10 protein-coding genes are annotated in these 14,810 nt (G+C 52.7%); 2 read left to right on the forward strand and 8 right to left on the reverse strand.

Features of this window, described 5'->3' with window-relative positions; translation table 11 throughout:
• Positions 1-269: 269 nt before the first annotated feature.
• Positions 270-527 carry a hypothetical protein gene (locus Cth01_RS23765; protein ID WP_139032144.1) on the reverse strand — a complete coding sequence of 86 codons (258 nt, stop codon included), beginning with the start codon at positions 525-527 and terminating at the stop codon, positions 270-272.
• A gap of 422 nt (positions 528-949) precedes the next feature.
• On the opposite strand from Cth01_RS23765, the gene Cth01_RS24535 reads away from it, so the two are divergent.
• Entirely contained in the window at positions 950-1,135 is a 186-nt protein-coding gene (locus tag Cth01_RS24535) for an integrase core domain-containing protein (RefSeq protein ID WP_082085718.1), read from the forward strand.
• 32 nt (positions 1,136-1,167) lie between these two features.
• On the opposite strand, the gene Cth01_RS23775 is transcribed toward Cth01_RS24535, so the two are convergent.
• Positions 1,168-2,034 (reverse strand): hypothetical protein, encoded by an 867-nt coding sequence (locus tag Cth01_RS23775; RefSeq protein WP_034390044.1) that lies wholly within the window; start codon positions 2,032-2,034, stop codon positions 1,168-1,170.
• A gap of 588 nt (positions 2,035-2,622) precedes the next feature.
• Positions 2,623-5,322 carry an EAL domain-containing protein gene (locus tag Cth01_RS23780; protein ID WP_233425273.1) on the reverse strand — a complete coding sequence of 900 codons (2,700 nt, stop codon included), beginning with the start codon at positions 5,320-5,322 and terminating at the stop codon, positions 2,623-2,625.
• A gap of 323 nt (positions 5,323-5,645) precedes the next feature.
• On the opposite strand from Cth01_RS23780, the gene Cth01_RS23785 reads away from it, so the two are divergent.
• Positions 5,646-7,070: an aminotransferase-like domain-containing protein gene (locus tag Cth01_RS23785; RefSeq protein WP_034356375.1), complete on the forward strand. Its 1,425-nt coding sequence runs from the start codon at positions 5,646-5,648 to the stop codon at positions 7,068-7,070.
• A gap of 162 nt (positions 7,071-7,232) precedes the next feature.
• On the opposite strand, the gene moaA is transcribed toward Cth01_RS23785, so the two are convergent.
• The 5 genes from moaA to Cth01_RS23810 all read right to left on the reverse strand — a co-directional run bounded on the left by moaA (position 7,233) and on the right by Cth01_RS23810 (position 14,105).
• Entirely contained in the window at positions 7,233-8,303 is a 1,071-nt protein-coding gene (moaA, locus tag Cth01_RS23790) for a GTP 3',8-cyclase MoaA (protein WP_034356372.1), read from the reverse strand.
• A 91-nt stretch (positions 8,304-8,394) separates the two neighbouring features.
• Complete coding sequence (locus Cth01_RS23795) at positions 8,395-9,306, reverse strand: bestrophin family protein (protein ID WP_045840605.1); 912 nt, start codon at positions 9,304-9,306, stop codon at positions 8,395-8,397.
• 21 nt (positions 9,307-9,327) lie between these two features.
• A complete protein-coding gene (gene cydB / locus Cth01_RS23800) occupies positions 9,328-10,335 on the reverse strand; it encodes a cytochrome d ubiquinol oxidase subunit II (protein ID WP_034406433.1) in 1,008 nt (335 codons plus the stop codon).
• An 11-nt stretch (positions 10,336-10,346) separates the two neighbouring features.
• Complete coding sequence (locus Cth01_RS23805) at positions 10,347-11,732, reverse strand: cytochrome ubiquinol oxidase subunit I (protein ID WP_045840606.1); 1,386 nt, start codon at positions 11,730-11,732, stop codon at positions 10,347-10,349.
• Between the two features lie 87 nt (positions 11,733-11,819).
• Entirely contained in the window at positions 11,820-14,105 is a 2,286-nt protein-coding gene (locus Cth01_RS23810; RefSeq protein ID WP_034406447.1) for an FdhF/YdeP family oxidoreductase, read from the reverse strand.
• Positions 14,106-14,810 lie beyond the last annotated feature (705 nt).

A 14,810-nucleotide genomic window follows, 5' to 3' on the forward strand; every position in this document is an offset into this window, starting at 1 on the left:
TGCAGTGAGCCTGGGCGATTTTTTAGCCAGCCGACCTCGTCGGTCGCCCAAAGTACAACCTAACCGTCAATCCATGACACAGCAGCTCTAGAGAGCGTACCGTCATGGCTTACGACTTGCACTTGGTTAGAACTAGCAATTGGTTGGATGCCGCCGACGCCCCAGTCACCAAGGAAGATGTTGATGCGTTGCTCTTATCTGACGCCGAGCTAACCTGGTCAATGGACTACATCGAAATGAAGCTTGAGGGTGAAGCAAAGCGACCCCATTTAATCGAATGGAAGGGCGAGCCCTTTTTTGGGTGTTACAAGGACCAGATCAGGTTCAACAACTCGGATCAAGATGCGCTCATTAAGCTGATTGGTATGGCCGACGCGCTTAATGGCGCACCATGCATAAAAGCGCTCGGGAGATAGGGATTTAGCCAGTACCAGGTGGCCCCACTGATCTACCGAGTGCACTTGGTAGAACCGCTTGGAAAGATCAACGCCCACTCGCACGATGGGCCCATCGGTCAGCTCAGTCATGGCATTCTCCAGTCGAATCCGATGGGACTTTCGAGCATCCATGCTGATCCTTGGGTATCAGCGCAGAACTAGGAAAATCCCTTCGTATTCGATAGCTCTACTTCAACGCATGCAAAAGTGGATACTCGGAATGCTTCAGACGCGAGTGGTAGCTTTGAGGTGTAGATCAGGCCTCCCGGAAGCCTTGGTGCAATGACAGCATTTGGCAACTGCAGTCATTGGCATTTTGTACTTGAAAGGCTGATACCAGCCTGGACCGTCCGCTCGCGGCGACGCGCAGGACGGCTGCTCCTGGCCGAAAGGAGCCTGCCAGGGAGCGACCTCGGTAGCCAGGGATGATCATCTTCTCAGTGAATCCCTGATCGAAGCTGTCGGCGCATTGATAGCGAGCATTTGGTACAGATGATCAATGTTGCCGGTACATCCATTTCAACCGAACCAGCAGAGCCGAGGTGCTCGACTGCCATGTCTTTGAATCGTTGCGGGAAGTGCGCTCAATGACCGTGGGCTGGCTGCATCGCTACAAGCACCAGCGCCCACATGAATCGCCAGGCCGGATTCCTCCGGCCGCGTATCGTGTCAAACGTTTCCCCAGCCTCTGCTTTTAGGCGGCGCAGGAAAACGAGGATGCTTCACTGACCTACCGGGGCTCCGCCTTGATCGCCGCATTCAGGGTAGTCCACAGCTCCTTGGTGACGGGCACCATGTCCTGCCTGAAGTACCACCAGAAATGACCGCCCACGTAATTCGGGGTAGTGATCTTCATCGTGTAATAGCGGGTCAGGTACTCGGCCTTCTTGGTTTTGCGTGAGGTACCCACTTCCCCAAACCCGATCTTGGAATTGGGGAACATCACGCGCAGCTTGTCGAACACCTGCTGCCAGTTGGGCTTGAGTCCATTGCAGTCATCCTCATAGTAGGAAATCCAGACGTAATCCAGACCCTGCTTCATGTAGGCAGGGACATTGGTCTCGGCCCACTTGAACATTTCATTGGAGGCTTGAGACCAGCAGCCCTGGTTGTAGTAGAGCGTGATCGCGGCCGTTTTGTTCTGTGCCTTCACGATGTTGTAGGCGTTGGTCATCTTCGCCACCACATCGGCATTGGCCCCCAGCCACTCGCCGTTGACCTCGTTGGCTACTTCCCAAATATCCACTACATCCGACAACGCATTGAGGTATTGATTAGTCCGCTGTATGTACGCATCCACGCTGTACTGCTTGACGTAGTACGAGTCCAATATCTCACCCATCACATAGGAAACTTTGGAGATTTCCACTGCTGGCTTGCGGTAGTAGTCCGGGTTCACGAACTCATCGAAGACGATGCGCGTGGTTGGCCGGTAGGCCAGCGACGATAGGCTGCGCGTGATGTCGCCAAGCCTGCTCACATCGTCCACGGTGACGCCGTAGATCGGAGTCGGGACTATGCGGCCCGAGGGCACGCTGGTTTGAGCAGATACTACGGAGCACAGCGAGGCAATGCAGAATGGGATAAACGCTTTCATGCGGTAACCCCCAATGAAGGGTTCAATGAATTTTTTCACTTGGATCAATATGAATCGAGGCGCGGCAAGGGTAGGGTGTGAGTGCTTCTAGCTGGTTGCACCAGCTCAGATCGACCCTCAGTTGACTCTCGATAATTAGCTAAACGGGCGACTTTAGTGCATGAAATTTGGCTAACAGTGGCTAAATGAAACGAAATGCGTTCCATGAGCCAGTGCACATATCGAGCTCACAGCTCTCGGCCCTTGTTGGCGCGCTCAATGCTTTGCGGCAGCTACCAGTCAAGGAGTTGATCGCCAGCGAAATCCTCACTGGCTTCAAGGGAGGGAGAGCAAATTGCACCTGATGTTGGGGTAACGTGAGCGAGCCCTGAACACGAAGCGTTACGCGTGTTGCCTGCGGTATGAGTCATTTTCAAAATGAGCGTATCGAGGAAAATGTCACCGTGCGGTTGCCAGTCGGATGAGATGTAAGGTGCTTTATGTGGCCGCTTGTCCTTCGTTTTGCAGTCCGCTTTTGGCTGAACTCAGCCGTTCACGACCAGCAGACTGGTCAACAGCAACCGGCACAGGTGGTCAACTCAACCGGGATCAGCACACATGCTTCGCGTTGCTTGCTGCAACATGAAGTTCAAAGTCTTGCAGTGCCATGGGCCGTGCAAAAAAATACCCTTGAAAGGCAGGGCAGCCATAGTCGAGCAAGGCTAGATAGTGTTCACTGGTCTCCACGCCTTCTGCTATTACGTGCAATCCTAGACTTATTGCCAGCTTAATGATGGATTGAGCAATCAGCGCATCATTGGCATCTTGCAGTATTCCGCGTACAAAATCTTGGTCGATCTTTATTTCGAACAGTGGTAATCGTTTGAGATAGCTCAGCGAGGAGTAGCCAGTGCCAAAATCATCCAGGGAAAACTCAAGACCATAGGCTTGAAGCGCGCTCATGGTTGTCGCAGCTCCATCTACGCTTTGCAGCAAAAAGCTCTCTGTTATTTCTAGTTTTATGCGCTTGGGATCGGCCCCTGTGTTTTCCAGCAAAGCGATAGTTTGAGGGATGAAATTTTCATGTAGCAACTGTCGAGAGCTGACATTGATCGACAAGTTCAACGTCCGAAGTTGCGGGTCCAGACGCCAACGAGCCTGCTGATGCAATGCCTCTTCCATGATCCAGTTGCCGAGAGACAAAATCAGGCCGAATTCTTCTGCGACTGGAATGAACTCCGATGGGGCCACAAGGCCGTGGGTGGGATGATGCCAGCGTACGAGAACTTCAGCCCCGATGACATGTCCATCTCTATCAACCTGCGCCTGATAAAGAAGTCTGAATTGTCTTTCTCGTAAACCGTTATGCAATTCAGTCTCTAATAGTGCTCGTCGATTCATGGCCTGTTGCATTTCCGGATTGAAAAAGCACAAGGTATTGCGCCCTTTATCTTTTGCACGATACATAGCCATGTCGGCTTGCTGAAGTACCTCATCTGGAGATACTTTGGGATCATCAAGTATCGAAGCACCGATGCTGGCAGAGAAATAATGATTCTGCTTGGCAAGAGAGTAAGGCTGGCGTAGCTGTGCAAGGATGGTCTCCCCAAGCTGACGAACATCGGCTGCAGCTTCAATTGCGTTGCCGGTGAGGTCTTCGAGAATTACAACGAACTCATCGCCACCAAGACGAGCCACGATGTCCTGCTCTCGCACACCATTGCGCAAACGCTCGGCTACGTGCTGCAGCAGTAAATCACCCACCGCATGTCCCCGTGTGTCGTTGAGTGTCTTGAAGTTGTCCAGGTCCACAAACATCACGGCTAATGAATGTCCTGACTCTGTGTTGTTGACGATAGCTTGCTGAAGTCGCTCCATTAGCAGACGTCGATTTGGAAGGCCAGTGAGCGCATCATAAAATGCCAGATACCGGGCCTCATTCTCTGCAGCCTTGCTTCTGGTTATATCAATATCGATGCAGAAAATCTCCGATGGCTGTCCTGGAACTTCAATTAACGTATGGCTTGAGAACACGTCAACTCGTGATCCATCTTTATGCTGTAATTGAAACTCCCCAGAAGGGATTGGTTGTCCGAATGAGAAAATCTGCTGCATGTTCTGGCGTACCACTTCATGCATAGAGGTGGGGATGATCAAATCCAGCATATTTCGTCCTAGAGCCTCTTGCTCTAAGTATCCATAAAGCCGTTCTGAAGCCTTGTTCCAGTAGGTTGTGGTTCCATCATCCCGATATCCTTGCACAGAGATTGATGGAACATGACGTAGCAGTGATCGGAAGCGTAGTTCTGATTCACGCAACGCCGTTTCTGATTGCTTTCGCTCGGTGATGTCGCGTGCGAGGAAGATCACAGTACTAAAACCATTGACCAAAATGCCAAGAGGTTGAGTGCGTCCCTCAAAATGACGGCTTCCTCGGCTAGTCTGAATTTCATATTCGACACAGTGCATGTGACCAGATACCAGCGTGTCACGAATCAATGTCAGCAGGCGGTCTGCTTGTGGAGTGGGTATGACATCATGCATGCGTTTGCCAATTATCTGAGCAGACACAGTCATTGACGGAGTATTTTCCGGCGTGATGACTTCGATATAACGCCCTTGCTCATCCAATATCAATAGCACATCAGGGATCGCGTGAGTAATTGCATTTAGGCGTGCCGCGGTTTCCTTAAGGGATCGCTGGGCCGAAAGGTGGATTTCTAGGTCACGAAGCAGCAGTCCAAAAAGGATCGTGGCCATGGTGAATGTAATGACATAGAGCGCAGCCAAGTGTTTATTGAAGTTTTGAGCAGTTTCTTGAGGCAGAAACTGCAGAACAACTACTGACGCCAAATGTATAAATAGTCCAAAGCCTGCCAAGTTAAGCGGTGTCACATTGAGCAGAGCTTCGTTGTGAACTCGGCGGTAGATGAGTCCCATTGCAGTGCACAAAACAATGACTGAGACACCGACTGGTACTCCAACGCCACCAATCCATACACGAGCGACAGAGGCCATGGTTGCCGCGACACCTGCCACAAAGGGGCCGCCGAAGAGTCCTGCCATGCCAAGTACTACCGAGCGAGCGTCGATAACTACGCCAGGCCCTAGCACCAGAGGGGTATGCATGCCGACAACGCAAATTCCTCCAAAAAGCAGCCCGGAGAAGGTCTTTTTTGCGATGGGTTGATGCAGGCGATCACCGAGGCCATATAAGTAACACATCGCCAGCAGTAGAGCGATGCTCTTAACGAGTTCAATAAACATAAGACTGTGGGTTGCGTTCTGAGCAAGTTGCCAAGACTGCATGCATACAGTCTTGATCTCGGACGGCTTGCTTGTGGCGCCGAGAGCTCAGCAGGAGCTGCTGGAGGGTGTAGTCCAGCGCTTCAAGGCATGTGAACAGTTGTTGTTGGGGAAGGCCGCTTTAAGGTCAGGCTCAGTGAACCTCTTGCACGGCAGAAGAGGGGTGGTAGGCGCACTTTTCTTACTTCGCGGGTTAGAAGAATGCCACTGGTGTAGGACCTGAGGAGTACACACAATTAGCTCAAATCCAAGAGCACAGTTGCGCGATATATTCGCCGGCTTTGCGTCAATGCAAGTGCGAATGCCCCACGACCTCAAGGTAGCCTATGAAGCTCTATGAGAAGCTAGCAAAGGATATAGAGCAGCAGATTCACAAAGGTGTCTATCGCGAAGGAGATCGTCTCAAGTCCGTGCGAGAAACCAGCAAGCTGCGCCAAGTCAGCATCACCACGGTTTTGAGAGCCTATTTGCTGCTTGAGAGTCGTGGGCTCATCACGAGCCGTCCCCAGTCAGGTTTTTTCGTGAGCCTGCGCCACGGCTCGGGGACAACAATTCCCGAAGCTCTCGAGCGCCCCAAGCCAATTGCAATCTCGGCTTCAGTTGATGTCAGCAGGCTTGTTCTGTCCACGTTGCGAACGATCTCTGAGGGCAATGCAGTTCCATTGGGCTCACCCTACCCAGACCCGGGAGATTTTCCTTTTGACAAGCTCAGTCGCTACGCATTTGCGGCGGGAAAAGATGCGTCTCTGAGAGAGCTCAAGAATGCTCTGCCTCCCGGTCACCCTCATCTGTTGAGGCAGATTGTTCGTCGACATTTGGAGCAAGGTCTGGTTGTTGACCCGACCGAGGCCATCATTACTGTTGGCGCAACTGAAGCAATCAACTTGTGCCTGCAAGCCGTGGCTAAGCCTGGTGACTTGATCGCGGTGGAGAGCCCAACCTTCTATGCAATGCTGCATGCGATTGAACGCATGGGCATGAAGGTAGTGGAAATTCCAACGGACCCGGTTCAAGGCATCAATGTCGACATACTGGGTCAGCTCGCTCGGGAGTTGCCCATCGCCGCATGTATGGTGATGCCCAATTTTCAGAATCCGCTTGGCTATCGAATGCCTGACGAGCGGAAGCAAGCGCTGGTTCGTCTGGCAACCGAGCTCGACATGCCCATTATCGAGAACGGCGTGTACAACGAGCTCTACTATGGAGACAAGCCGCCCAGTACGCTCAAGGCATTTGATACCGAGGGTCTGGTTCTGCACTGTTCTTCGTTTTCCAAGACTCTTACCTCGGTTTATCGAATTGGTTGGGCCTTACCTGGGCGCTATCGTGACCAGGTCGAGAAGCTGAAATTTCTTAATACGTTGACCACGGCATCCATCCCCCAGGTGGCTATAGCTAAGTACCTGGAGCGCGATGGCTATGATCACCGCCTCAGGCGCATTCGCAAGACATACGCCCAGCAAGCCAGCCTGATGCGCCACGCAGTGAATCGCTTCTTTCCTGAAGGAACTCGAACTTCAAATCCGGAAGGCGGCTACGTACTCTGGGTGGAGCTGCCTCCGTCGATTGATAGCATGGACCTCTATCAGCGGGCTCTTGAGTGCAACATCACCCTCGGACCTGGCTATATGTTCTCGGTCACGAATAGCTATAAAAACTTCATACGACTCAATTACAGCAGTCCATGGTCGCGTGAAATTGAACAAGCGTTGATGACCATCAGCAAGATCGTCTCCAATTGCATGCGCTGAGAAGCTGCCTTGCCGCTCTTCATGACTTCGCTGCCATCACCAGTAGGTGAAATGGCAAGGCGAGCAACGCCATGCCGGCTACACCAGCGATCCACAGCAGGACGAACCATACGGACTGATGTTGTGACAGTCGGCGTACCCAGATTTGAATTCGAGACATATTTATCCTCCGACCAATGACATGCGAACAATCGGGTAGGCGCGTGTACCGGATGCTCGTTTTGATCGAAGCTCTGAGTACCGATCGTCACGTGAGCTCCAGTGTTTGCGCAAAACGTCCGGCAAACTCTCGGCCTTGTCGGCGTTCTTCAGCCATGGTTTCAGGTCGAGCCCCTGCGTCGCAAAAAGACAGGTATAGAGCTGACCATCCGAAGAAACTCGTGCTCTGGAGCAGTCTCCACAAAATGGCTGGGAGACGCTGGCAATGAAGCCCAGTTCTCCTCCGCCATCTGTATGCTGAAAATTCGTGGAGGTTCCATTAATCTGTCCTTGGTTGCATGGCTCAAGTGGATATCTGGACTCCACGATGGCCCGTATTTCTTGTGCCGTTACGACTCTGTCTGTCGCCCATGCGGATGCTCCTCCTACGTCCATATATTCGATAAACCGCAGCGTGATGCCGGTTCCCTTGAAGAATTGCACCAGCGGCAGGATCTGGCTATCGTTCACGCCCCTCTCGACCACCATATTGACCTTCACAGGCGCTAGCCCCGCAGCACTTGCTGCAGCAATACCTTCCAGGACACGTGCAACAGGCATGTTTGCGTCGCTCATCCGACGAAAGATGGTGTCGTTGAGCGCATCTAGACTGACAGTCACGCGATTGAGTCCTGCATCACGCAGAGCACGGGCCTTTTCGGAAAGAAGCACGCCGTTTGTGGTGAGTGCAATTTCCATGGGTTGACCATCCAGGGTTCTTAATCCAGCTAGTCGCTCGATCAGTGATTCGATCCCGCGCCGCAACAAAGGCTCACCACCAGTCAGCCGGATTTTTTTAATGCCCAGCTCGGTAAATGCCTCCGCGAGAGAGAACATCTCATCGAGGGATAGTCGTTGGTCAGCAGGGAGAAATTGGTAGTCAGAGCCAAATGTTTCGCGAGGCATGCAATACGTGCAGCGAAAGTTGCATTGGTCTATCACTGATAGACGCAGATCGTGCAGCGGACGTCCTGCCGCATCAGTCACTGCGGTGGCTGCTTTGTTTGTCGGTGCTCGTAGCATTGGGGTATTCATGACGCCTCCATAAATTTGCAAGTTGCGCCAGGCATTCATCACGCATTCATCTCGGTGGAATGACTGTTGGTTGCCGGAGCAGGAGTGCAGTTCAAGTTATCTGATACGCCCGATGAGGCTTGACTGGTTCCGGTAATGGAAGCTCACACAATTCACATACGGAGCGCTCAATATTGCGAGCCAGAGCATCTAGGGCTAAAGCGTTCGGAGCCAGGCCAAAGGGTTCCGCCACTTCACCTGCAATCGCCTCCAATGCGATCAGGGTGTAGGAGAGAAAAAGGCACAGTAATGGGGTGAACAGCTCCGTGGCATCGACCAGACCGAATGGCAGCAAAATGCAGTACGTGTAGACGGTGCGGTGCAGAAGCACGCTGTAGGCAAAGGGGATTGGTGTAGACGCAATGCGCTCGCACCCTCCAACAGCTTTGCCCATCTCGACGAGCTGAGCATCCAATGTCCAGAATTGAGTGTCCGAGACTTCTTTAGCCGCATTTAGTCGAACCAGGCGTGCACGTATCACGTGTAGAAGATCGCTGGGTTTGTAAACCTTGACAGAAAGTTTTTCGAACTGCTCCGGGTCAAGGAAGCGGCGCAGGTCTTCCGATGGATCCGTTTTTCTGAGCTCATGCTTGAGTGCATAGACCGCTGCAAAAAGCAGGTTGCTTACCTGGATTACTTGATCGCGATCTTGGATGTAGCAAAGAGTCTGCGATGTGAACTGACGCGCTGCAATCAAAAGGTTGCCCCATAAATAGCGCGCCTCTTTGAATCTGTCGTAGCTGGCCGTGTTCCGAAAGCTAAGGAAGATCGCCAAAGTCAGTCCGAACAAGGTCAGCAGCGTCGTATTTAGCGGAATTTTTTCGCCAAAAATACGCCCATGCGTCAGTACCGCCACGCAGCTGACCGTACCGATGAAGGCCAACTGAGGGACGATGGACTGCAGCACCGAGCGATCCCAGACGAACAGCAACCTCAGCCAGCTTTGTGGTGGGCGAACGATCATGGCGCATTGACTCCAAAATCCTTAGTGGTATCCAGCATCGCCATGGCGAACTTTGCCGCGGAACACTCGATACTGCATCGCGTTGTAGATCAGGATGATGGGCAGCACGATCAGAGTTCCAACCAGCGCAAATATTTGGCTTTCCGGGCTAGACGAGGCGGCCCAAATGCTCAGTGACGGAGGAACGATGTTGGGCCAGATGCTGATGATCAAGCCGGTGTAGCCCAGAAAGCACAGCGCCAGAGTGAACAGAAAAGGACGTGCCTCATGACTGCGCTTTATGGAGATGAAAATTCCTGCAGTACAAGCAATGACAAGCACTGGAACTGGTAGGAACCACCCCAGCATTCCACTTCCGAGCCAGCGATTTGCCACCGCAGGAAGGCCGAGAACCGTCCAGATGCTGACTATCGCCATCACAACAAGCAATACGACGACGAGCGGGCGCATGAGAACGCGCATGCGACGCTGCAACTCACCGTCGGTCTTGTAAATCAGCCAGCCGCAGCCCAGTGTGGCGTAGGTCACGAGTACGCCCAATCCGCAAAAGATACTGAATGACGAGAGCCAGTCGAACGGGCCTCCTGCGAACTGCTCATCAACGACGCGGGTTCCTTGCAGCAAAGACCCTAGCACCACGCCCTGACAAAACGCTGCCATTGCTGAGCCGCCCATGAAGGCGAGGTCCCAGGCATGTTGGGTGCGGCGTGCCTTGGAGCGCAGCTCGAAAGCTGCTCCACGGAACAGCAAACCGACTACCATCATGATCAATGGCAGGTAGTTGGCAGGCAGCAAGACCGAATAGGCGATCGGAAAGGCGCCATACAGGCCTGCTCCGCCCAGCACAAGAAAAGTCTCATTGCCATCCCAAACTGGAGCGACGGTGTTGAGCATGACCTGTCGTTCTTCCTTTTTTTCGAAAAAGGGAAACAGCAGTCCGATGCCGAGGTCGAAACCGTCGAGCACCACGTAAAGGAAAACACCCAGGCCAATGATGGCGGCCCAGACAATGGGTAAATCAATCATGATGTGGCTCCAGATCAGTTGAAGGACTGGAATTGGTCGCGGTTGCTCAAGCTTGGGCGCACGGAAGCGTCAAGGTGCTCCACATGTGGTTGTGGCCCTTGAGCCATCAGCTTGAGCATGTAATACACGCCCACTCCAAAGACCAGGAAATACACGACCACCAGGATCAACAAGGAAACGCCCACCTGCTGGCTACTGATGGGCGACACGGAGTCGACAGTGCGCAACAGGCCATAAACTGTCCAGGGTTGGCGGCCCACTTCGGTCGTGACCCAGCCAGCGATCAAGGCGATCAAGCCTGAGGGGCCCATGCAGAATGTGAAGCGCTGGAAGGCCTTCGACTCATACAGGCGTCCACCACGGCGTAGTGCTGCCCCCAGCACGGCCATCAGAAGCATCAGCGTTCCCAGCCCTGCCATGACACGGAACGACCAGAAAACGATGAGTGAGTTCGGCCTGTCTTCACGTGGGAATTCCTTGAGACCGCGGATTTCTCCATCCCATGAATGAGTGAGGATGAGGCTGCCCAGATGAGGTACCTTGAGGGCGTACTTCGTTTCCTCTGCTTGCATGTCGGGTATGCCGAAGAGGTTCAGTGAGGTGCCGCCTTTTTCGGTTTCCCACAGGCCCTCAATTGCAGCTATTTTTGCTGGCTGGTGCTCTCGTGTATTGAGGCCATGTGCATCGCCTACAAGAATTTGAAGAGGGACGAGCGCCAACAAGATCCAAAGCCCCATCGAAAAACTGCGTTTGACGGGATCATCACGACGGCCACGCAGCAGATGCCATGCCCCACAGGCCACCACGATCAATGCGGCAACGATGAAAGCCGCGATGGTCATATGTGCAAGGCGATAGGGAAATGATGGATTGAAGATAACCAACCACCAGTCAACAGGCACCAGCCGGCCGTCGCGAATGGCATAACCTTGTGGTGTATGCATGAAGCTGTTCGACGACAGAATCCAGAAGGTGGAGATCAGAGTGCCAACAGCGACCATCAGCGTGGCGAAGAAGTGTGCTCGTGGACTCACACGCCGCCAACCAAACAGCATGATTCCCAAGAAGCCTGCTTCTAGGAAAAATGCCGTGAGTACTTCATAGGTCAGGAGCGGCCCGGTGATATTGCCGGCAAAGCGCGAGAAGCCACCCCAGTTCGTTCCGAACTCATAGGCCATCACGACACCTGAGACCACTCCCAAGCCGAAATTGATTGCGAAGATCTTCGACCAGAAGAAAAACATGTCTTGGTAGACACGGTTTCCGTTGGCCAGCCAGCGCCACTCAAGGACCGCCAGAAAACTGGCTAATCCAATACTGATTGCGGGAAAAATAATGTGAACGGCAACAGTAAACGCAAACTGAAGTCGGGCCAACAGAAGGGCGTCAAACATTTCCATGGTGGGTCTCCTGACTTATGCAGGGCAAAATCATCCCGAGTCCTTCGCTCAGGAAGGACTGCAGTTCTCAACTTAATTCCAGCCTGCTCAGGCTGCTTGTGCCTGTTCCTGGCGAAGGACTCGTACGGGAATCGACTTGTAGGAAGGCGTTCCGCACTCTTCATCGATGTAGTCCAATGGGACCAGCACGTTAGCCTCCGGGTAGTAGGCAGCAACTGATCCTGGCGCGATGCCATACTCGATCACCGTAATTCCACCTAGTCGCAGTGAGCGATCCTTGGAGATGGTTTCGATTTCCACGAGATCGCCGTGCTCGAGGCCACGTGCGGCCATGTCAGCTGGATTCATGAACAGCACATCACGCCGCCCAAAGACGCCTCGATAGCGGTCATCGAGGCCGTAGATGGTGGTGTTGTACTGGTCATGACTGCGGATCGTGATAAGGCGAAGCACGTCGTCGTCCCAGGGGAGATAGTTTTCACGCACCCCTGGAAAAACCGAGAACATGGCTTTGCCCGAAGGGGTCGGCCATTTGCGCTCGGTCGGAGGCAAGGGCATACGAAAGCCGCCTGGGACGCGGATGCGCTCGTTGTAGTCATCGAAGCCAGGAATGGTGCGCTCTATCAAGTCGCGGATCCGGTCGTAATCATCCACTAGCCTCTGCCACTCCACCTTGCTGTCCGGGAGTGTGGCTGCAGCCATGCCGGCCACTATGGCAGGCTCGGAGCGCAGGAACTGAGAGGCTGGGCGGAGCTTGCCGGCTGACGCGTGCACCATCGACATCGAGTCTTCCACCGTGATGGCTTGACCACCACTGGCTTGTACATCCAGCTCGGTTCGACCGATCACAGGGAAGATGAAAGTTTCTTTTCCCACGAGTAGATGGGAGCGGTTGAGCTTTGTGCCGAGATGAACGCTGAGGTCAAGCTGCTTCATCGCGGGATATGCCTGTATGGGATCAGGCATGGCAACCGCGAAATTACCACCCAAGCAAATCAATACCTTTGAATGCCCGCTGACCATGGCTTGCATGGTCTTGACGGCGTCATGCCCATGTTCTCGGGGAGGTTGGAAGCCAAAGACTTCCTCGAGTTTGCCGAGGAACTCTTCGGACGGTTTCTCTGTGATGCCAACTGTGCGGTTTCCCTGCACGTTGGAGTGTCCACGTAATGGGCAGATGCCTGCGCCAGGCTTGCCAAAATTGCCTCGCATCAGCAGCAAGTCGGCGATCAGGCGCACGTTCCAGGTGCCGGTGTTGTGCTGAGTGAGGCCCATGCCGTAGGTGATGATCGTCGAGTTTGACTTTGCGTAGGCTTCCGCGACCTGTTCAAGCTGAGATTGTGTGAGGCCCGACTCCTTTTCAATCAGCTCCCATTTTGTTTCGGTCAAGTCCGCGACCAGTGCATCAAAGTTTTCTGTGTGCTCGGCAATAAAGTCTTGGTCGATGACGTTGCCTTGGCTTGCTTCCAATTCCAGCAATGCCTTCATGATTCCTTTAAGCGCAGCTGCATCGCCACCAGCCTTGACTTGAAAGTATGTTGATGCAATTGCCGTCGAACTGAACGTGGCCATCTCGATCATGTTCTGAGGGTCTGCAAAACGCTCCAGCGCCCGTTCGCGCAGTGGATTGAACACAATGATGGGTACGCCACGACGTGCGGCCTCGTGCAAGGTTCCCATCATGCGCGGGTGGTTTGTTCCAGGGTTGTGGCCCATCGAAATAATGAGCTCGGTTTTTTCGAAGTCATCTAGCGAGACCGTGCCCTTGCCAATGCCAATGGACTGTGGCAGCCCAACGCTGGTGGCTTCATGGCACATGTTGGAGCAATCGGGAAAGTTGTTGGTGCCGAACTCGCGCGCAAAGAGTTGGAATAGGTAGGCAGCCTCATTTGAGGCACGGCCCGATGTATAGAACTCAGCCTGATCTGGCGTACTTAGTCCTCGCAGCACTTGGCCTATCCGTTCAAAAGCGGTATCCCAACTTACCTCCTCGAACTTGTCTTTGGCCGGGTTATAGGTCATCGGGTGCGTGAGACGGCCGAAATTCTCGAGTTCGTAATCGCTGAGCTTGAGCAGCTCTGTCACAGTGTGCTGGTCGAAGAATTCAGGTGTCACCCGCTTGCTGGTCGCTTCCCAGGTGACGGCCTTCGCGCCGTTCTCGCAAAACTGGAAAGTTGAGCGGTGCTCCTTGTCTGGCCAGGCGCAACCGGGGCAGTCGAAGCCCGTGGGCTGGTTGGTGCGCATCAACACAATAGGAGCCTCTACGGCGTCCATTTGCTGGTGTACAGCTAGCGCTGTTGCTTTTAAGGCTCCCCATCCGCCTGCAGGAGCGTCATATTTGCGGATACCCGGTACTTCTCGTTTGGCAGTCATTAGAGCCTCCATGGTCCATAGCGCATTGCGCAGTTCTCTGAATTGACGCTAATCAATGTATTGAAATAATTGCTCCAGGCAAGAGATCAGTTAATGCGAAAAAAAAAGAGCACAGTTGAATCGGATACGGAATTTTTATCTTCCGTGGGTAATGGTGGTCGAGGCATCTACCATGAAGACAGCAGATCTGAGAGAGATAGAAATTGATTTTTATAACCGGTGCAGATGTGAATATTTCGATGCCATTTTTTTTGGGGTTTTGAAATTATTCAAAAAGAATTTATATTGTGTTTTCAGTGAAAATGCTTATTTTTAGATATTGTTAATATTGATTGATAATTAAATGATTTTAAATAAATGACATATCTTGTAAGTTAATTTTTAATTGATGAATAATGTTTTTAATAATGCTATTTTTTGCGGGTGATGAATTTCTCTGGAGTGGTTAATACCATTGGCAGCGATATCTCTTTATTCTTGCGGCGTTGCTGCATTGATGAGAGGGTCTTGTTGTGCGACAGCGCCCTAGCAGATGCCGTCGATGCCTCCACTTGGGAGCAGATAGACACGCTTTTTACGGCAACTTTCTGCGGGAAATCAGATTTTTCTTATAAAGAACCATGGGCTTCAGCAGTACTCTTTGCGGGAATGTGTATTGGCTCATTCGAGACGGTCTGACAGAAGAGGTTTTTCGTTCCGGCCCCT

It is taken from the genome of Comamonas thiooxydans (assembly GCF_000964545.1).
Classification (GTDB): domain Bacteria; phylum Pseudomonadota; class Gammaproteobacteria; order Burkholderiales; family Burkholderiaceae_C; genus Comamonas; species Comamonas thiooxydans.

Bases quoted from the DNA above. Each gene is read 5' to 3' on its own strand.
- Cth01_RS23765 (WP_139032144.1), bottom strand. From the start codon at position 527: ATGACTGAGCTGACCGATGGGCCCATCGTGCGAGTGGGCGTTGATCTT.
- Cth01_RS23775 (WP_034390044.1), bottom strand. From the start codon at position 2,034: ATGAAAGCGTTTATCCCATTCTGCATTGCCTCGCTGTGCTCCGTAGTA.
- Cth01_RS23780 (WP_233425273.1), bottom strand. From the start codon at position 5,322: ATGCAGTCTTGGCAACTTGCTCAGAACGCAACCCACAGTCTTATGTTT.
- Cth01_RS23785 (WP_034356375.1), top strand. From the start codon at position 5,646: ATGAAGCTCTATGAGAAGCTAGCAAAGGATATAGAGCAGCAGATTCAC.
- moaA (WP_034356372.1), bottom strand. From the start codon at position 8,303: ATGAATACCCCAATGCTACGAGCACCGACAAACAAAGCAGCCACCGCA.
- Cth01_RS23795 (WP_045840605.1), bottom strand. From the start codon at position 9,306: ATGATCGTTCGCCCACCACAAAGCTGGCTGAGGTTGCTGTTCGTCTGG.
- Cth01_RS23805 (WP_045840606.1), bottom strand. From the start codon at position 11,732: ATGGAAATGTTTGACGCCCTTCTGTTGGCCCGACTTCAGTTTGCGTTT.
- Cth01_RS23810 (WP_034406447.1), bottom strand. From the start codon at position 14,105: ATGACTGCCAAACGAGAAGTACCGGGTATCCGCAAATATGACGCTCCT.